At 69.4% G+C, this 18,868-nt stretch carries 12 protein-coding genes and 1 riboswitch; of the genes, 7 read left to right on the forward strand and 5 right to left on the reverse strand.

Features of this window, described 5'->3' with window-relative positions; all coding sequences use genetic code 11:
- Positions 1-6: 6 nt before the first annotated feature.
- Positions 7-90: riboswitch (ZMP/ZTP riboswitch) on the forward strand.
- A gap of 24 nt (positions 91-114) precedes the next feature.
- The gene (purH, locus tag EPO51_RS13860; RefSeq protein WP_293351470.1) at positions 115-1,707 is read left to right on the forward strand and encodes a bifunctional phosphoribosylaminoimidazolecarboxamide formyltransferase/IMP cyclohydrolase; all 1,593 of its coding nucleotides are present in this window, start codon (positions 115-117) and stop codon (positions 1,705-1,707) included.
- A gap of 81 nt (positions 1,708-1,788) precedes the next feature.
- Here the strand turns inward: purH and EPO51_RS13865 are convergent, their stop codons facing one another.
- A complete protein-coding gene (locus EPO51_RS13865) occupies positions 1,789-2,187 on the reverse strand; it encodes a helix-turn-helix domain-containing protein (RefSeq protein WP_293351472.1) in 399 nt (132 codons plus the stop codon).
- A 174-nt stretch (positions 2,188-2,361) separates the two neighbouring features.
- Here EPO51_RS13865 and EPO51_RS13870 point away from each other — a divergent pair, with 174 nt between their 5' ends.
- Positions 2,362-3,774 (forward strand): helix-turn-helix domain-containing protein, encoded by a 1,413-nt coding sequence (locus tag EPO51_RS13870; protein WP_293351474.1) that lies wholly within the window; start codon positions 2,362-2,364, stop codon positions 3,772-3,774.
- On the opposite strand, the gene EPO51_RS13875 is transcribed toward EPO51_RS13870, so the two are convergent.
- On the reverse strand, positions 3,771-4,418 hold the full coding sequence (locus EPO51_RS13875) for a PEPxxWA-CTERM sorting domain-containing protein (RefSeq protein WP_293351476.1): 648 nt from the start codon (positions 4,416-4,418) through the stop codon (positions 3,771-3,773). The two genes, EPO51_RS13870 and EPO51_RS13875, sit on opposite strands and share 4 nt — an antisense overlap.
- A 225-nt stretch (positions 4,419-4,643) precedes the next feature.
- On the opposite strand from EPO51_RS13875, the gene EPO51_RS13880 reads away from it, so the two are divergent.
- Entirely contained in the window at positions 4,644-5,774 is a 1,131-nt protein-coding gene (locus EPO51_RS13880; protein ID WP_293351478.1) for a sensor histidine kinase, read from the forward strand.
- 1 nt (position 5,775) lies between these two features.
- On the forward strand, positions 5,776-6,516 hold the full coding sequence (locus EPO51_RS13885) for a LytR/AlgR family response regulator transcription factor (protein WP_293351480.1): 741 nt from the start codon (positions 5,776-5,778) through the stop codon (positions 6,514-6,516).
- Positions 6,517-6,737: 221 nt separating this feature from the next.
- Here the strand turns inward: EPO51_RS13885 and EPO51_RS13890 are convergent, their stop codons facing one another.
- Positions 6,738-11,579, reverse strand: a complete 4,842-nt coding sequence (locus EPO51_RS13890) for an NAD-glutamate dehydrogenase (RefSeq protein WP_293351482.1) — start codon at positions 11,577-11,579, stop codon at positions 6,738-6,740.
- Between the two features lie 221 nt (positions 11,580-11,800).
- The gene (locus EPO51_RS13895) at positions 11,801-12,958 is read right to left on the reverse strand and encodes an AI-2E family transporter (RefSeq protein ID WP_293351484.1); all 1,158 of its coding nucleotides are present in this window, start codon (positions 12,956-12,958) and stop codon (positions 11,801-11,803) included.
- A 244-nt stretch (positions 12,959-13,202) separates the two neighbouring features.
- On the opposite strand from EPO51_RS13895, the gene EPO51_RS13900 reads away from it, so the two are divergent.
- A complete protein-coding gene (locus EPO51_RS13900; protein WP_293351486.1) occupies positions 13,203-14,717 on the forward strand; it encodes a helicase HerA-like domain-containing protein in 1,515 nt (504 codons plus the stop codon).
- 75 nt (positions 14,718-14,792) lie between these two features.
- Here the strand turns inward: EPO51_RS13900 and EPO51_RS13905 are convergent, their stop codons facing one another.
- Positions 14,793-15,215, reverse strand: a complete 423-nt coding sequence (locus tag EPO51_RS13905) for a hypothetical protein (RefSeq protein WP_293351488.1) — start codon at positions 15,213-15,215, stop codon at positions 14,793-14,795.
- A 189-nt stretch (positions 15,216-15,404) separates the two neighbouring features.
- Here EPO51_RS13905 and EPO51_RS13910 point away from each other — a divergent pair, with 189 nt between their 5' ends.
- Complete coding sequence (locus EPO51_RS13910; protein ID WP_293351490.1) at positions 15,405-17,696, forward strand: NADP-dependent malic enzyme; 2,292 nt, start codon at positions 15,405-15,407, stop codon at positions 17,694-17,696.
- 109 nt (positions 17,697-17,805) lie between these two features.
- Positions 17,806-18,858 carry a class I SAM-dependent methyltransferase gene (locus tag EPO51_RS13915; RefSeq protein ID WP_293351492.1) on the forward strand — a complete coding sequence of 351 codons (1,053 nt, stop codon included), beginning with the start codon at positions 17,806-17,808 and terminating at the stop codon, positions 18,856-18,858.
- Positions 18,859-18,868: the final 10 nt, after the last annotated feature.

Raw genomic sequence — 18,868 nt, forward strand, 5'->3', positions numbered from 1 at the left:
TCCGGCGCCATTCCGCGTGACTGGCGACTGAAGGTGGGTGACCACCGGGGAGCGCGGAATCTCATCACGCCGCGCGCCTGGGCATTTTTCCTTCCAGCTTCAGAGGAGAATGCCGTGCCCGCAGCCCCCGATTTCCCCGCCGCCCCCGACAAGGTCACCGTCCGCCGCGCCCTGATCTCGGTCTCGGACAAGACCGGTCTGATCGAGGCCGCGAAACAGCTCGCCGCGCTGGGCGTGGAGCTGGTCTCCACCGGCGGCACCCGCAAGGCCATCGCCGAGGCCGGCCTGCCGGTGAAGGACGTCTCGGACCTGACCGGCTTCCCCGAGATGATGGACGGGCGGGTGAAGACGCTGCATCCCATCGTCCACGGCGGCCTGCTGGGCGTCCGTGACGCCGCGGCCCACAAGCAGGCGATGGACGAGCACGGGATCGGTGCGATCGACCTTGTCTACGTCAACCTCTACCCGTTCGAGCAGACCATGGCCTCGGGCGCGGACTACGAGACCTGCGTCGAGAACATCGACATCGGCGGCCCCGCGATGATCCGCTCGGCGGCCAAGAACCACGGCTACGTCGCCGTCTGCACCGACATCGACGACATGGTCGAGGTGCTGACCGAACTGGCGGCCGGCGGCGCGACCTCGCTCAAGCTCCGCAAGAGCCTGGCGGCCCGGGCCTATGGCCGGACCGCGGCCTATGACGCGGCGATCTCGACCTGGTTCGCGTACGCGCTGGGCGAGACGGCGCCCAAGCGCCTGTCGTTCGCCGGCGAGCTGGTGCAGACGATGCGCTACGGTGAGAACCCGCACCAGTCGGCGGCCTTCTACCGCTTTCCCGACCCGCGCACGGGCGTGGCGACCGCGAAGCAGCTCCAGGGCAAGGAGCTCAGCTACAACAACATCAACGACACCGACGCCGCCTTCGAGCTGATCGCCGAGTTTGATCCGGCCAAGGGGCCGGCCGTGGCGATCATCAAGCACGCCAACCCCTGCGGCGTGGCGACGGGCGCCTCGCTGGCCGAAGCCTACGACCGGGCGCTGGCCTGCGATCCCACCAGCGCGTTCGGCGGTATCGTCGCCCTGAACTCGAAGCTGGATGCGGCCACGGCGGCCCGGATCCTGGAGATCTTCACCGAGGTGGTGATCGCACCGGACGCCGACGAAGAGGCTGTCGCCCTGTTCGCCAAGAAGAAGAACGTGCGCCTGCTGACCACCGGCGGGTTGCCCGACCCCACGTCGGCCGGACCGGTGTTCAAGTCGGTAGCCGGCGGGTTCCTGACCCAGAGCCGCGACGTGACGCGTCTGACGCCCGATGACCTGAAGGTTGTGACCAGGCGCGCGCCCACGGAGGCGGAGGTCCGCGACATGCTGTTCGCCTTCACCATCGCCAAGCACGTGAAGTCGAACGCCATCGTCTATGCGCGCGGGGGCCAGACCCTGGGCGTCGGCGCGGGCCAGATGAACCGCAAGGACTCGGCCCGCATCGCGGCCCTGCGCGCCGCCGACTTCGGCCTGGACCTGAACGGCTCGGCCTGTGCGTCGGAGGCGTTCTTCCCGTTCCCAGACGGCCTGATCCAGGCGGCGGACGCGGGCTGCACGGCGGTGATCCAGCCCGGCGGCTCCATCGGCGACGCCAAGGTGATCGAGGCGGCCGACGAACGTGGCCTGGCGATGGTCTTCACCGGCGTGCGGGTGTTCCGGCACTAGATTCAAGGCGCGAAAGCGCAGAAGGCCAGCGTCGCCTCCTGCGCTCTCTGCGTCTTCCGCGCTTAATGACGCCTGCGGCGTCTACGCCTTGGCGCCGATGCCCAGGCGCCGCGCCGCGCCGTCGGTGCGAGGCGTGTTGAGTTCGGTGAGGACCTCGTCGAGCTGGCTCAGCTCGGCCTTCAGCGTCTCGCGGCGGCGTTCCAGCTTGCCCACCGCGCACTCCCGGCCGCGGCCGTCCTCGTCGGCGCGCAGCACGTCTTCGATGTCCGGCAGGGAGACACCGGCCTTGCGCAGGCGGGCGATCCATTCGAGCCGCTGGCGGGCGATGGGGTCGTAGTAGCGCGCGTTCAGACGGTCGCGGCGCGCCTCGACCAGCCCCTTCTCTTCGTAGAAGCGCAGCGCGCGGGCGGTCAGCCCGAACAGGCGCATGGCGCCCGACATGCCGAGCCGGGGCAGGTGGTGGATGTTCTCTCGGGTCATGCTTCGCTCCGGTGGAGTATGCAAATCCACACAAGCCGGTGAAGTTGAGCTTGTGCCGACGGGGATGACGCAGCGGGATACTCGGCGGCGAAATGGCGCTGTTTTCTCTCGCCGTTCAAATGACATCGTGCGAAGAGTTGGCTCCTCCGGGCGCCGCAGTTGTGAAATTGTAAAATGCGCTACAAGCTTTTCGTCGGGCCGAAGGTGCGGGCGCTGCGCGCCCGGAACGGCTGGCGGCTGGAGGCGTGCGCCCGAAGGCTCGGTATCTCGGTGAGCTATCTTTCACAGATCGAAGCCAACCAGCGGCCAGTGACCGACCGGGTGCTCATGGGGCTGATCGAGACCTTCGGCGTGCCGGCCGAGACCTTCGAGGCCGACAACGACCAGCGGCTGATCGCCGACCTGCGCGAGGCGGTGGCGGACAGCGGCTCGGCCGAGGCGCCGATTCCGCTCAGCGAGCTCAAACAGGTCGCCCTGCAATCGCCCGGCCTGGCCCGCCGGTTCCTGGACCTGCACCGCGCCAACCACCGGCTGGGCGAGCGCCTGAAGCTGACCGAGGAAGCCGTGTCGCTGGACGAGGCCATGTCGGCCAGTTCGCTGCTGCCCTACGAAGAGGTGCGCGACTTCTTCCATTTCAAGGACAACTACATCGACGTCCTCGACCGGGCGGCGGAGGACCTGGCCCAGGAGATCGGCCTGGACGGGCCGGCCTCGGCGGACATGCTGCTGGAGATGTACCTGCGCGAGCGGCTGGGCGTGCGGGTGCGCTATGCCCCGCTGGGGGACACCATGCGGCGCTACGACCCGGCGACGCACGAGCTCTGGCTGAACTCGGCCCAGCCGGCGGCCACGCGAGCGTTCCAGATGGCCTACCACGTGGCGGTGGCCAACCTTTCGGACATCATCGAGTCCGAGCTCGGCCAGGCGCGGTTCAAGAGCCCGGAGGCGGTCGACGTCTGTCGCGTCGGTCTGGGCAACTATGGCGCGGGCGCGCTGATGACGCCCTATCGCCGTTTCGCCGCCGCCGCGCGCGAACAGCGCCACGACGTCGAGCAGTTGGCCGCCCATTTCGGGGCCAGCCTGGAGCAGGTGTGCCACCGGCTCTCGACCCTGCAGCGGCCCGGCCAGCGCGGGGTGCCCTTCTACTTCGTGCGGCTGGACTACGCCGGCAACATCACCAAGCGCCACAGCGCCACCCGCTTCCGGTTCGCGCGCTTCGGCGGCGCCTGTCCGCTGTGGAACGTCCACGACGCGGTGGCCTCACCCGACCGTTTCCTGGTGCAGGTGGCCTCAATGCCGGACGGCGACCGCTACCTGTGCGTGGCCCGGGCGGTGGTGAAGCGGTCCGAGAGCTACCTGGCCCCCGACCGGCGCTATGTGCTGGGCTTCGGCTGCGAGATCGCCCACGCCCACGAGCTGGTCTATTCCGAGGGCCTGGACCTGAAGGGCCCGGCCGCGCCGATCGGGGTGAGCTGCCGCATCTGCGAGCGCGACGACTGCGCCCAGCGGGCCTTCCCCCCGGTGGACCGGCGGCTCAGCGTGCCGAAGCACGAGCGCCGCACGGTGCCGTTCACCCTCGGGACCTAGGCGGCGGCGAGCCGTCGGCGGCGCAGCATCGAGCCCGCGGCTCCGAAGCCCAGGATCATCAGGGCCCACGCGGCCGGTTCGGGCGCCGCCGAGACCGCGGGCGTCCCGGTGACGATGACGTTGTCGAGCAGGAGACCGCGGGCGAAGGCCGAATAGTCGGACTGGAACTGGAAGCGCAGGTTCACCGTGCCGCCGGCGAACTGGCTCAGGTCGAACTGCGTCGTGCCTTGCCGGCTGCCCGTGACGGCCGTGCGCCCTAGGTGCGACAGGTTGTTGGTCATCGGCTGGTAGAACTCGTTGGCCAATGAGCGGATGACCTTGCTCGGGTCGAAGGCGCTGGTCGTCGATGCCGCGACGTTGAAGCCGTCGTAGAACTGCTCCGACACGAGGTCGTAGTCGAACGTCAGCAGCGCGTCGGTGAAATGCGTCAGGTCCAGGGCCACCTGATAGTAGGAATAGTCGAAATTGCCGTAGACACCGCTGGTGTGCCCAACGCGTCCGCTCTCAGCCTTGAAGGATCCGCCCAGGCTCTCGCTGGCGGTCAGGCCGTCGGTGAAGGTCTGGAAGAAGATGGTCTCGGCCTGCGCCGCGGAGGACAGGGCGGCGGCGCCTGCGACGGCGGCCAGGGCGATGAGCTTACGCACGTTCGGAACTCCATGAGCATTCGTTGGAACGTGGCCAGCGTGACCGCGGCGAGCGAGCCCGTCAGGCACGGCTAGACCCATCCCACCACGCTTGCGATTGAGCGGCGGAACTCGCCCCCGGCGCGACGAACGCGCCACCGGCCTCGCCGCCCGGATCGACCGGACCGGTCACACTTGCGACGAACGCTGGCGTCCGGATCACCTGGCCGGGCTATATCTGTCCGGATGAACGCTTCTTCCTCGCGGGCGGCTGACCGGGCGACGATCCGGCAGGCCGTCTGGCTCACCGTCGCGATCTGGGGGATGGACGTCGTCTTCAACATCCTGCCCCGCGCGCTGGGGGGGACGATGAAGCCGACGACGGTCGTCAGCGTGCTGCTGATCGCCGCGACGGGGCTGGTGCTTTCGCCCGTGGTCTACCGGATGGTGACCTGGTTGCGGCGGCGCCCGGCCGCCGCACGGTATGCGAGCCTCCTGGCCGCAGCCTTCTTGGGCGGCGCGGTGACGGCCATCGTCGACCTGACCCTGGGCGGCGTCCTGCGCGGCCTGGTGGCGCCCGACGCCAAGCCCCCGACTCCGAACGACCTGCTGTTCCGCGGGGTCAGCAACCTCTTCGCCTATGCCTGGATGTTCGGTCTGGTAGGTGCGCTCTACATGATGACGCTGGCGCACCGGGCTCTCATCGAGCACGAGCGCCAACTGGCCGACGCCCGCACGGCCACCGCCCAGGCGGAGGCGGCCGCGACGGAGGCGCGCCTGGCGGCTCTTCGCTACCAGCTCAACCCGCATTTCCTGTTCAACACCCTGAACGCCGTCTCCTCCGCCGTGATCACCCGGCGGAACGACGAGGCCGAGTCCATGCTGGAGAAGCTGGCGGAGTTCCTGCGGGTGACGCTGGCCGCCGATCCGGAGGGGCTTATCCCGCTGGAGGACGAGCTGGCGACGATCCAGGCCTATCTGGAGATCGAGAGCGTGCGCTTCCGCGACCGTCTTGGCGTGGATTTCTCCTGCCCGGATGAGCTTCGCGGGGCCTTGGCCCCCAGCTTCATCCTCCAGCCCCTGATCGAGAACGCCATCAAACACGGCGTGTCGCGCGCGTCGGGGCCGGTCACCGTGCGCCTGGAGGTCGCCCGCGACGGCGACGACCTGGTGGTCCTGGTCGAGGACGACGCCGAACGGTCGGGCGAGCCGGCGAAGGGCGCCGGCGTCGGCCTGAAGAACATCCGCCAGCGCCTGGAAGTGCTGTACGGGCCCCGCGGCGTCCTGCAGACCACCGCGCGGGAGCGGGGCTTCCTCGCCCTGGTTCGGATGCCGCTGATCCGGTCCGTGAAGCCGCGGGCGGCGCGGGCGGCCTGACATGCGTGTGCTTCTGGTGGATGACGAGCCCGCCGCGCTGGAGCGGTTGCAGGCGCTGTTCGAGCAGATCGCCGGCGTCGAGGTCGCGGGAGTGGCGCGGAACGGCCGCGAAGCCCTAGAGCAGGTTCAGGCGCTCAAGCCCGACCTGGTCATGCTGGACATCCAGATGCCCGAGCGCAGCGGCCTGTCGGTGGCCGCCACCCTGCCGCTCGAGGACCGCCCGGAGATCGTCTTCGTCACCGCCTTCGAAATGTACGGGGCCGACGCCTTCGACGTGGAGGCCGCCGATTATCTGTTGAAGCCGGTGCGCTTCGACCGCCTGCGCCAGGCCGTGGAGCGGGCGCGCCGCCGCCGGACGCTGAAGGAGGCCGCAGCCCCGGCCGAGCCCGCTTCGCTCGCGCCGGAGGCCGTCTCGTTCTGGGTCCCGGGCCGCAACGGCCACGTGCGGGTTTCGTCGGCCGACCTCGACTGGATCGAAGCCGCCCGGGACTATGTACTGCTCCACACGCCGACCCGCAGCCACATACACCGCGTGACCATGACGGCGCTCGAGGACATGCTGGACCCCGAGCTGCTGACCCGCGTCCACCGCTCGGCGTTCGTGAACCTCAACCGCGTCCAGGAGGTCCAGCGTCAGGGCAAGGGCCTGGTCTCGCTGGTCCTGCGGGACGGCGTGAACGTGGCGGTGGGGCCGACCTATGTGAAGGCGGTCCTGGGCCGTCTCGGCGTGAGCGCGGGCTGACGTTCGTCGACGTTCGGGCGGCTTCCATCGCATCCGGCGTGCGGACGCCGGCCGCCGGGCGCAAGCTACCCATGCCGACGCCCATCCCGGCCGCACCCGATCCCCGCGGCCGCGGACCTGCCTCCGCCGCCACACAGGCCGGGTCTCCCCGACCGGCCTCTCCCCGCGACGCCCGCCCCGAACGGCCGTCGAACGGGCGGCGGAGGTGGAACCGGCCGGCGTCAGCCCCGGCGTTTCCGTCCGCTGGCCGCTTCGGCGGCCAGTTCGCGCAGGGCGGCGTTGGCGATGGTGAGCTTGGCGAAGGTCCAGGCGCCACCGCCAGCCTCGATTTCTTCGACCGTGCGGGTCGCCGCGCGCGCCTGGTCGGGCCGCAGCGCCACCCAGGCCGAGACCGCGTTCCTGGCGTGGGCGTCGTCCTCGCCCGCCTGCGCCCCGCCGGCGAAGGCCATGATCGCGCGGGTGAGCTGGGCCTGCTCGGCGAGCAGGTCCTCGATCAGGCGCCGCAGCGCGGTGCGTTCGAAGATGTCGCCGGCGCGGAACTCGCCCGCCGCCGCCCGCAGGCGGTCGAAGGCGAACGCGGCGCCGGTCGCGTAGTAGAGCCGCGCCACATTGGGCAGCGGCCAGCTCGAGGCCTCCGCCAGGTCCACCAGGTCGGCGGCGTTGGTCAGCGGCCCCAGCACCGCGGCCGCCTGTGCCATGGCCTGCGGCGCCCCGGCCTCGGTGAGCCGGGCGACCTGGCCATCCACCCCGGCCCGCTCGGCCTTCGACAGGATCTCGGGCAGGAGGCCGTGCAGGCTCTTGAAGCCGGGAGCGTATCGGGCGGTGAGCTCCGCGACGTTCAGGCCTTCGCGGCCCGCGCGGCGCGCCAGCCAGAACGTGGCGCCCCGCAACCCGGTGACCAGGCGGCGGAACAGCGCCATCTGGCCGCTGGCCGGGATCTTGAGATCCAGCGCCTCGACGTCGGCCCATAGCTTCTCGAAGTCGAGCGCCTGCTTGGCCGCCTCGTAGCCCGCGGTGAAGGCCACCACGTCGCAACCGGCCGAGGTCATGGTCCGCGACGGGAAACTGGGCCCGCAGCGGTTGATGATGTCGTTGGCGACGACCGTGGCGATGATCTCCGGCCGCAGCCGGTGCTGGCGGATCGCCTCCTTGTACTTCCGCAGCGGCTTGGGGAAATAGGCCTCCAGCCGGCCTTCGAAGAACGGATCGTCGGGCGCGTGGCTAGCGACGATGTCCCGCTTCAGCTCCAGCTTGCCGTAGGCCAGCAGCACCGCCAGCTCGGGCCGGTAGAGGCCGCGGCCGGCCTTCAGCCGCTCCTGGATCGTCAGCCCGTCGGGCAGGCCCTCGACCGCGCGGTCCAGGCGGCCGGCCTGCTCCAGTTCGGCCATGAACCGCGCGTGCGGCTCGAGCTCGCCCACGGTGTCCAGCTCCAGCAGCGAGAGCGCCAGGGTCTGGTCGTAGTTGTGCACCAGCACGTGGCGGGCCACGTCGTCGGTCATCGACGGCAGCAGCTTGTTGCGCTGGGCCCGCGTGAGCTTGCCCTGGCGCTCCAGGATGCCGGTGGTGATCTTGATGTTCACCTCGTGGTCGGAGGAGTCGACGCCGGCCGAATTGTCGATGGCGTCGGTCTCGACCCGGCCGCCGTGCTCGGCGAACTCGATCCGGCCCGCCTGGGTCAGGCCCAGGTTGGCGCCTTCGCCCACCACCTTGACCCGCAGGTCCGCGCCGTTGACCCGCACCGCATCGTTGGCCTTGTCGCCGGCGTCCATGTTGGACTCGGCCCTGGCCTTCACATAGGTGCCGATGCCGCCCAGGTAGAGCAGCTCGGCGGGGGCCTTCAGGATCAGGTTGATGACCTCGGCCGGGGACAGCGCCTCCGCGTCGGTCCCGAGGAACCGGCGCACCTCGGCGGTGAGCGGGATCGATTTCAGGGTGCGGGGGAAGACGCCGCCGCCCTTGCTGATCTTCTTCTTGTCGTAGTCGTCCCAGGAGGAGCGGGGCAGGGCGAACATGCGCTCGCGCTCGGCGTAGCTCTTGGCCGGGTCCGGATCGGGGTCGAGGAAGATGTGGCGGTGGTCGAAGGCCGCCTGCAGCCTGATCTGCCGCGACAGCAGCATGCCGTTGCCGAACACGTCGCCCGACATGTCGCCGCAGCCGACCACGGTGAAGGGCTCGGACTGGATGTCCTTGCCCATCTCGCGGAAGTGGCGTTTCACCGCCTCCCACGCGCCGCGGGCGGTGATGCCCATGACCTTGTGATCGTAGCCCACCGAGCCGCCGGAGGCGAACGCGTCGCCCAGCCAGAAGCCGTAGGATTCCGCCACGCCGTTGGCGATGTCGGAGAAGGTGGCGGTGCCCTTGTCGGCGGCCACGACCAGGTAAGGGTCGTCGCCGTCGTGGACCACCACCCCGTCGGGCGGAATTACCTTGCCCTTGGCGTCCAGATTGTCGGTCAGGTCTAGCAGGCCGAACAGGAAGGTCTTGTAGGCGCTGATCGCCTCGGCGCGGATGGCGTCGGGCGAGCCCTTGGGGAGCTGCTTCGGATAGAAGCCGCCCTTGGAGCCCACGGGCACGATCACCGCGTTCTTGACCTGCTGAGCCTTCACCAGTCCCAAGACCTCGGTGCGGAAGTCGTCGCGCCGGTCGCTCCACCGCAGGCCGCCGCGGGCGACCGGCCCGAAGCGCAGATGCACGCCCTCGACCTGGGTCGACCAGACGAAGATCTCGCGGAACGGCTTGGGCGCCGGCAGGTCGGCCAGCGAGCCCGAGGCCACCTTGAACGAGATGTAGGGCTTCACCGCCCCGTCGGGCGTGCGCTGGTAGAAGTTGGTGCGCTGGACCGCGCCGACCAGCAGGGCCAGGCGGCGCAGCACGCGGTCGTCGTCCAGGCTTTCGACCAGCTGCAGGGCCTCGACGATCTCGTCCATCACCGCCTTGGCCTGCGCCTGGCGGGCCTCGAGGTCGGCGGCGATCGCGGGGTCGAACTTGATGCGGAACAGGTCGAGGATCAGCCGGGTGACGCCCGGATGGTTCGACAGGGCCTGCTCCTGCACGCGTTGCGACGGGTCGAGGCCGGACTGTTGCCGGTAGCGCGCGAGCGCACGGACCAGGGCGGCGTCGCGCCACGGGATGGAGAGCTCCATCACCAGGCGGTTGAAGCCGTCGTTCTCGGTGCGGCCGGTCCACACGGCGACCACGGCGTCCTCGAAGACGTCGCGGATCTCGGCGAAGACCAGGTTGCCGCCGCGCGGGTCCTCGATCTCGAAGTCGTGGACCCAGAAGGGGTCCTGGCCCTCGGGGGAGACCTTGAAGCCGGCCTCGGCCATGGCCTTCAGGCCCATGCTCTCGAGGATCGGCAGCACGTCGGCCAGCGGCGCGGGGTCGCGCCGGCGATAGAGCTTGAACCGGAAATGCAGAGGTCCGTCGGCGGCCGTGCGATAGGCTCGCGCCCGGATCGTCTGGCCCTCGCCGAAGGCCTCGAACTCCGCCACGTCGGCCAGGGCTTCGGCGGCGTCGAAGCGGTCGCGGTAGCCTGCGGGGAAGGCGTCGCGATAGCGGGCCACCATCGGCGCCACGGCGTCCGGATCGCGGCCGCTGCCCCGCACGGCGGCGTCGAACCGGTCCTCCCAGGTGCGCGCCGCCTCGGCGATCTCGGCCTCGACCTCACGCAGGTCGGGCCGGCGATGCTGGCCCGGCGTGAAGCCGACGATGAAGTGGACCCGCGCCAGGGGCGTGTCGTTGAAGCTGGGGTAGTAGGCCGAGATCCGTCCGCCGTAGGCCTCGGCCAGGAGCTCGCCGGCCCGCTTGCGCAGATCGGAATCGTAGCGGTCGCGCGGAACGAACAGCAGGACCGAGGCGAAACGGTCGAACGGGTCGCGGCGCTCGAACAGCTTCACGCGCGGACGGTCCGACAGGTGGAGGATGCCCATGGCCATGGCCAGGAGTTCGTCCTCGCTGACCTGGAAGAGTTCGTCGCGGGGATGGTTCTCGACGATGTTCTTGAGGCGCTTCTCGTTGTAGCTGCCCGGCGCCGCCCCGGCGCGCTTCATGACGCGGGAGACCTTCTCGCGGATCAGCGGCACCACCCCGGCGGGCTGGTCGTAGGCCTCTGCGGTGAACAGGCCGACGAAACGGACCTCGCCGCTGGGTCGACCGTCCTCGCCGTAGCGCTTGATGCCCACGTAGTCCATGTAGCCGCGGCGGTGGACGCGGCTCTTGACGTTCGACTTGGCGATGGTGATCGCGGGGTCGCGGACGATGCGGTCCTTCACGGCGCTCATCAGCACGGCCGGCTCGTTGGCGCGGCGCAGAACGGTCCGTTCGGGGTCGCGCAGCACGCCCAGGCCGTCCTTGGCCTGGTAGACCGGTTCCTCGGCGGCGTACTCGCCGCTCTTCAGCCGGGGGTACTCGTAGACCCGAGCGCCCAGGAACACGAAGTGCTGGGCGTGCAGCCAGTTGAGGAACTCGACCTCGTCCGGCTGGGCCTTGCCCGAGGCCTCCAGTTCGGAAACCGACTTCGTCATCAGCGCCAGCATGGCGGGGAAGTCCTCCACCGCCGCGCGGACGTCGGCGAGGGTGGCTTTCACGCCGTCGACCAGCGCCCGCTCGCGGTCGGGGCCGATGTTCTCGAGCAGGACCTCGATCATCGACTCCCGGCGGACCCCGCCGGCGTCGCCACGCTGGCCGGTGCGGTCGCGCTGGACCTCGACGATGGGGTGGAACATGGCCCGCACCGACAGGCCCTGGTCGGAGATCTCGCCCATGACGCTGTCCACCAGGAACGGCGCGTCGTCCTGCACGATCTCCAGGCGGTCCAATTCGGCGCCGATGGCGGGGGCGATGCGGATCTGGGCCGCGCGTCCGCGGCGGCGCTCGGCGAAGCGCCAGAAGTCGGCGAGGTTCCTGGCGAGGTCGGCGGTGGACAGCTCGGGCAGTTCGTCCGGCTGCGCGTCTTCGGCGGCCTGCTTGCCGAAGGCCTTCGCGCCGGCTTGCGCAGCGTCGTCCTTGAGTTCGTTCTGGAGGGCCTTGGCCAACCCTGATCCGATGCGGGGGGCGCGGCTCATGACCGCCGCTCCTCGGCCGGAACGGCCGACTCTTTCAGAGCAAGGATTGGACCGGACGCGAGAACGGCGCCGGAGGAGAGTGTCCGGCGCCGCGTGCGTTCGTCGTGGGGGAGCGACGGAACGCTGGGTGCTCGCTGCGTCCGGGGGGTTGGGGGACGGACGCACCCGCCGGGCGACTGTGTCGTCCGACCAACATTAGATAGGGAGAGGCAGGTCACAGTTTAAGTCCTGGGTCTCAAGTTCTTGGAGCGGCGTTCGGCGGCCGGCTTGGCCGTGGATCGGGAGGCGGGCTTGGCCGGACCCGCCGGCGATGGGGGCTCGACGGGATGGTGCTTCAACTGGCCCGGGTCGCCGTCGGCGGAGAGCAGTACGGCGATCCAGCGCGTGCCGGGGAACTGGGCCAGGATCACCATCATGACCGTGGTCAGCGGCGTCGACAGGAATGCGCCGGGCAGGCCCCAGAGCACGCTCCAGAAGGCCAGGGCCAGCAACAGGACGATGGGGTCCATGTTGAGGCTGCGGCCCTGCATCCGGGGCTGGACGACGTTGCCCACGAACATCCCGATCACCTGCAGGACGCCGAACAGCACGATGGCCTGCCAGAGAGTCTCGAACTGGACCAGGGCGAAGATCGGGGGCAGCGCCACCGCGACGATGCCGCCCACCACGGGGATGTAGGAGGCGATGAAGATCAGGATCGCCCAGAACAGCGCGTTGTCGAGGCCGACCGTCACCATGGCGAGCCATGAGGCCGCGGCGATCATCAGCCCCGTGATGGTCTGGACCCAGAGGTACTGCTCGACGCCGTTCCGGATCCGCAGGAACGCCGAGACGGCTTCCTGGCGCTCCTCGCGGCTGGCGAACAGGTTGACCGCCTTGCGCTCCCAGCCGCTCCGCGAGGCGAGGATGAAGCCGAGGTAGACCAGGACGAACGCCGCCGTCGACGCGAAGCTCTGCAGGCCGCGGGCGATCTGGCCCAGGTGGCTGGCGGGGTCCAGCCGCTGGACCAGTTCGGTCAGGGTCGGAGGCACGTCGACGCCGACCATGCTGGCGACCCGGGCGATCAGGCCGTTCAGCTTGGGGGTGTAGGTGATCAGTTGGGCCGCGAAGCTGGTGGCGTTGTCGGCGATGAAGAACGCCGCCCCGCCGAAGATCAGCACCGAGAGCACGACCGCGAGCGGCACCGCGGCTCGCGCGGAGACGCCCGGCAGGCGGACCTGCAGCACGCGGGCGAAGCCGTCGATCATCACCGCCAGGAACATGGCCAGCGCCAGCGGGGTCAGGATGTCGGACAATAGGTAGAGCACCGCGCCGCCCGCGATCGTCGCCAGGATCACCAGGGCGTTTCGCGAGACCGGATCGGCGGCGGTGGCGGGCATGCGCGCTTTCGGGGGAAGCTGGGCGGCAATGTCGGCGGCACGGCGCGCGCCGTCAAATCGGGCGTGCTCTACCCCGCTTTACCGCCAATGGGGAGTGATTTTGCCCGCTTTCAGCGGATTTTCGGCAAGGACTGTCGTGAATTCGCGACGCACTCGCCGAGTCACCGTCGCGCCGCGCCGACAAGGGTGTTTGAGCCCGCCGCCGGCGGTGCTTAGTGAAGGCGGGCAGCGCAAGGAGTGAGCCATGGCCGACAACGGGGTCCTGATCGGGTTTTCGGATCATCCGGAGCAGCTTCTGCTCAACCGCGCCAATCGGCACGGGCTGGTGGCGGGCGCCACCGGCACCGGCAAGACGGTGACGCTGCAGATCCTGGCCCAGGGCCTGTCGGACGCCGGCGTGCCGGTCTTCGCCGCCGACGTGAAGGGCGACCTCTCCGGCATCGCCGCGGTGGGCGCGCCCAACGAGAAGATGCTGGCCCGCGCCCAGGGCATGAACCTGGTCCTGACCCCCGCGGCCGCCCCGACCGTCTTCTGGGACCTGTTCGGCGAGGCCGGCCACCCGATCCGCGCCACGGTCTCGGAGATGGGCCCGCTGCTGATCTCGCGGATGCTGGAGCTGAACGACGTCCAGGAAGGCGTCCTGATGGTGGTGTTCCGCGCCGCCGACGAGGAAGGCCTGCTGCTGCTGGACCTCAAGGACCTGCAGGCGGCCCTGACCTACGCCTCGCAGAACGCCAAGGACCTGTCGGCCCGCTACGGCAACATCTCGCCCACCACCATCGCCACCATCCAGCGCAACCTGCTGGTGCTGGAGACCGAGGGCGGGGCCAACATCTTCGGCGAGCCGGCGCTGGCGCTGGCCGACATCATGCGCACCGACCCGTCCGGGCGCGGCTACGTCAACATCCTGGCCGCCAACAAGCTGATCGCCAGCCCCCGCCTCTACGCAACCTTCCTGCTGTGGCTGATGAGTGAGCTGTTCGAGGAGCTGCCCGAGGTGGGCGACCCGGAGAAGCCGCGTCTGGCCTTCTTCTTCGACGAGGCGCACCTGCTATTCCGCGACGCGCCCAAGCCGCTGCTTGAGAAGGTGGAGCAGGTCGTCCGCCTGATCCGTTCCAAGGGCGTGGGCGTCTATTTCGTCACCCAGAACCCGGCCGATATTCCCGACACCGTGCTGGGCCAGCTCGGCAACCGCATCCAGCATGCGCTGCGCGCCTATACGCCCGCCGACCAGAAGGGTCTGCGCGCCGCCTCCGAGAGCTTCCGCACCAACCCGGCCTTCGACACCGCCGAGGCGATCCAGGCCCTGGGGGTCGGCGAGGCGCTGGTGTCCGTGCTGGACGAGAAGGGCGCCCCGACCGTGGTTCAGAAGACCCTGATCCGCCCCCCGGCGTCGCGGCTGGGCCCGCTGCTGCCGCCCGAACGCGCCGGCGTGATGGCCGCGAGTCCCGTGCGTGGGATCTACGACACGACGGTGGACCGCGAGTCCGCTTATGAGATGCTGCAGAAGAAGGCCGAGCCCGAGCCGGAGCCGGAACCCGCGCCTCAGCCCAAGGCCCGCGGCGGCTCGTGGGCCGGCGACGAGGCCTCCGGCCAGCCGGCGCCCAGGGCCCGCGCCTCGAACCGCCAGAGCATGGGTGAGGCCTTCGCCAAGTCGATGCTGCGCACCATAGGCAGCCAGGTCGGCCGTGAACTGATCCGCGGCGTGCTGGGGGGACTGGCGGGCGCAAGCCGTCCGACGCGGCGGCGGAGGTACTAGCGCGGGTCTTCGTGGGTCGAGGCAAGAAAAAGGGCGACCGCGGGGGCCGCCCTCCTTTGGCGATGCGAAGAGAGACTACTTCTTCTTCAGCATGTCCTTGATCTCGGCCTGGCTGGCGTTGACCGTGGCTGCGCCGCTGGCGACGGCGAGGGCGGAGGTATCCACCGCGAAGGTGTCGGCGCCCATCTTGATGGTGGCCGTCTTCTTGCCGTCGGCGCCGGTCTTTACGTCCGCGACCGAGCCGATGGTGGCGCCCGTGTTGTCCTTCACGGCCATGCCGGTCGTAACGCTGACGTCGGACCCGGAAGCGGAGGCGCTGGGCGCGCTGCTGGTGGTGGGCGCCGGTTCGGCGGCCGGTTCATCGGCGGGCGGCGTCGCGCTGGTGGCGGGCGGGGCCGAGGTGTCCGGCGGCGGCGCGGCCGTCGTGGATTGCGCCAGGGCCGGTGCGGCGCTGAGGCTCAGGACCGCGACGGCGGCGAAGGCAAGGCGTTTGTTCATAGGCTTGCATGCTCCCATATGCGCGCCCCCGCACCCGGCGACTTACAACCCGTCTCGTCGCTGAAGGTTCCGAGAATGGCCGCTGCCCCAGCGTGACAGGCGCCGCAGCAAGCGTTGTCCCGATGCACTCGGCCCTATAGGTTGGCCGCTTCCCAAATGACTATGCCTAGGGGTCGGGGCCGAACACGTATGGACCAAGTCGAAAAGCGCACCTTCACCGACGAGGAGGCGCTGAGCTTCCACCGCTATCCCACCCCCGGGAAGATCGGCATCCAGGCCACCAAGCCGATGTCGACGCAGCGTGACCTGTCGCTGGCCTATTCGCCGGGCGTGGCCGTGCCGGTGCTGGCGATCGCCAAGGATCCGGAGCTCGCCTACGAGTACACGTCGAAGGGCAACCTGGTGGCGGTGATCTCGAACGGGACCGCGATCCTGGGCCTGGGCAACCTGGGCGCGCTGGCGTCGAAGCCGGTGATGGAAGGCAAGGGCGTGCTCTTCAAGCGCTTCGCCGACGTGGACGCCATCGACGTGGAGATGGTCTGCACCGATCCCGACGAGATCATCACCGTCGTCAAGAACATCGGCGTCACCTATGGCGGCATCAACCTGGAAGACATCCGCTCACCGGACTGCTTCCGGATCGAGACCGAGCTCCAGGAGCTGCTGGACATCCCGGTCTTCCACGACGACCAGCACGGTACGGCCATCATCTGCTCGGCCGGCCTGATCAACGCCTGCGAGATCACCGGGCGCAAGCTGTCCGAGGTGAAGGTCGTGCTGAACGGCCCGGGCGCCGCCGGCATCGCCACCCTGGGTCTGATCAAGGCCCTGGGCGTGAAACATGAGAACGTCATCGCGGTCGACCGCAAGGGCGTGCTGTGGCGCGGCCGCGCCGACGACATGAACCAGTGGAAGTCCGCCCACGCCATCGACACCGACAAGCGCACCCTGGCCGAGGCCCTGGACGGCGCCGACGTGTTCATCGGGGTGTCCGCCAAGGGCGCCCTGACCCAGGACCACATCAAGATGATGGCGCCCAAGCCGATCATCTTCGCCATGGCCAACCCCGATCCCGAGATCACCCCGGAGGAGGTCTACGAGGTTCGGCCAGACGCCATCGTGGCCACGGGGCGCAGCGACTATCCGAACCAGGTGAACAACGTCCTGGCCTTCCCTTACCTGTTCCGGGGCGCCCTGGATGTGCGCGCCCGCCAGATCAACATGGAAATGAAGATCGCCACGGCGAACGCCCTGGCCATGCTGGCGCGCGAGGACGTGCCGGACGAAGTGGCCGCGGCCTACCACGGCGCCCAGCTCAAGTTCGGCCCGAAGTACATCATCCCGACGCCCTTCGACCCGCGTCTGCTGTCCTACATCCCGCCGTTCGTCGCCCAGGCGGCCATGGACAGCGGCGTGGCGCGCAAACCGATCGCCGATATGGACGCCTACCGCGCCTCGCTGGCGCAGCGGATGGATCCCACCGCGGCCTTCCTGCAAAAGCTGCAGGGCGCGGTGCTGAGCGGCCCCCAGAAGACCATCGTCTTCGCCGAGGGCGAGGAACAGTCGGTGATCCGGGCCGCCTACGCCTTCCAGACCCAAGGGCTGGGCAAGGCGATCCTGGTGGGTCGCGAGGATCTGGTTCACGAAAACATGCGCGCCGCCGGTCTCGAGCCGGCGGAGGCCAATATCGAGGTGCTGAACGCCCGGGTCTCGCACCACAACCAGGCTTCCGTGGACTATCTGTACGAACGCCTGCAGCGCGAGGGCTACCTGCGCCGCGACGTCCAGCGCCTGATCAACCAGGACCGCAACAGTTTCGGCGCGGCGCTGGTGGCGCTCGGCCACGCGGACGGCATGGTCACAGGCGTCACCCGCAACTTCGACCAGGTGCTCGAGGAGGTCCTGAACGTCATCGACCCCGCGCCCGACGGCCGGGTGATCGGGATGAGCGTCGTGATGGCCAAGGGCCACACCCTGTTCATCGCCGACACCAACGTCACCGAGATGCCGCTGGCCGAGGAACTGGTCGAGATCGGGATCGAAGCTGCGCGTGCGGTGCGCACCCTGGGCTACGAGCCGCGGGTGGCGTTCATGAGCTATTCCACCTTCGGTAATCCGATGGGCGAGCGGTCGGCGAGGGTCCGCGACGCGGTGGCCATGCTGGACGAGATCGACGGGATCGATTTCGAGTACGAGGGCGAAATGCCTCCGGAGCTGGCGTTGGATCCCGAGAGCCGCAGCGCCTATCCGTTCATGCGGCTGACCGGTCCCGCCAACGTGCTCATCATGCCGGCGATCCATTCGGCCGCTATCTCGACCCAGCTCGTCAAGTCGCTGGGCGGGGCGGAGGTGCTCGGGCCTATCCTGCTCGGCCTCTCCAAGCCGGTGCAGATCTGTCCGCTGGGCGCGTCCGTGTCCAAGATCCTGAACATGGCCACCATGTGCGCCTACGACCGCCCGCTGGTGGATCTCGCCGAGTAACGAGAAATTGGTGCGGTTCGTCGCAAACCCCTTGTCCGGCGCGCGACGAACCGGAAATGGCCTGACGGAGGCTCCGCGTTCCCTGTAGGGGCCGACGTGGAGCGTACCCTTGTCCTTGCCTCACCTGATGACCCTCGATCCGCCCTATGAGCTGGGCGACGAGGCGGCCACCTTCACGTTCGGGGGCTGGACCGAGGTCGATGACGAGGACGCGCCGAACGTCACGCTCACGATCAACGGCCGGCCCGCGCCGGTGCAAGTCTATCCTCGTCCGCAAGTGCGCAACCACTTTCCGGGGATCCAGGTTCGAGGGGTCATCGCGACAGTCGATTTCGCCGACCTGCTGGCCGGCATCGACCTCCAGCAGGCGCGGGGCGGCTTCCTGATCGAGGCCGAGCTGGGTTCGGACCACAGATCGCGGGTGTTCGAATATGCGGTGAGCCCGGGCTGGATGCGCAGGGTGTTCGGCGACGGGCCACGCGCCCGAGCGGTCCCACCGGCCCATCTCCAGATCCGCGTCGCGGGCGCTGCGGCGGGTGAATACAACCGCACGGGGGAGGCGGCGGCGAAACGCTTAGAGGCCCTGGCGGATGCGGCGGGCTTCTCCCTGGCGCGGGGGCAGAATGTGCTCGACTTCGGCTGCGGCCCCGGCCGCCTGATCTCCGCGCTCGCGCCCCGCCATCCGAGCGTGCGCTTCCACGGCGCCGACATCGACGCGGAGGCGATCGCGTGGGCGCAGGCGGCGCTGGCCGATTTCGGCGCCTTTACCGTCAACCCCCACCTGCCGCCCCTTCCCTACGCCGACGAGGTCTTCGACCTGATCTTCAGCCTGTCGACGTTCACGCACATGCCGGAAGACCATCAGTTCGCCTGGCTGGACGAACTTCGCCGGGTGCTGAAGCCGGGGGCGCTCCTGGTCACCACGATCATGAACCCCTTTGCCTACGATCTGCCCGCCAAGATCATGGAGCAGGCCGCGGACACGGGATTCGCCTACTGGGATGACGCGGCGGAGACGGAGGGCTTGCCAAGCTTCTATCGTCTCGCCTACCACACGCACGACTACGTGCGCCGGCACTGGGCGCGTGGTTTCGAGGTGCTCGCGATCGGCGGGCACGACCTCAACGACACGCAGGATTCGGTTCTTCTCCGACGCGTCTGACATCGGCCAC

Source organism: Phenylobacterium sp. (assembly GCF_004297125.1).
Lineage (GTDB): Bacteria > Pseudomonadota > Alphaproteobacteria > Caulobacterales > Caulobacteraceae > Phenylobacterium.

Coding starts and splice junctions, on each gene's coding strand:
- EPO51_RS13900 (WP_293351486.1), top strand. CDS start 13,203: ATGGCCGACAACGGGGTCCTGATCGGGTTTTCGGATCATCCGGAGCAG.
- EPO51_RS13865 (WP_293351472.1), bottom strand. CDS start 2,187: ATGACCCGAGAGAACATCCACCACCTGCCCCGGCTCGGCATGTCGGGC.
- EPO51_RS13870 (WP_293351474.1), top strand. CDS start 2,362: ATGCGCTACAAGCTTTTCGTCGGGCCGAAGGTGCGGGCGCTGCGCGCC.
- EPO51_RS13885 (WP_293351480.1), top strand. CDS start 5,776: ATGCGTGTGCTTCTGGTGGATGACGAGCCCGCCGCGCTGGAGCGGTTG.
- EPO51_RS13890 (WP_293351482.1), bottom strand. CDS start 11,579: ATGAGCCGCGCCCCCCGCATCGGATCAGGGTTGGCCAAGGCCCTCCAG.
- EPO51_RS13895 (WP_293351484.1), bottom strand. CDS start 12,958: ATGCCCGCCACCGCCGCCGATCCGGTCTCGCGAAACGCCCTGGTGATC.
- EPO51_RS13880 (WP_293351478.1), top strand. CDS start 4,644: ATGAACGCTTCTTCCTCGCGGGCGGCTGACCGGGCGACGATCCGGCAG.
- EPO51_RS13905 (WP_293351488.1), bottom strand. CDS start 15,215: ATGAACAAACGCCTTGCCTTCGCCGCCGTCGCGGTCCTGAGCCTCAGC.
- EPO51_RS13910 (WP_293351490.1), top strand. CDS start 15,405: ATGGACCAAGTCGAAAAGCGCACCTTCACCGACGAGGAGGCGCTGAGC.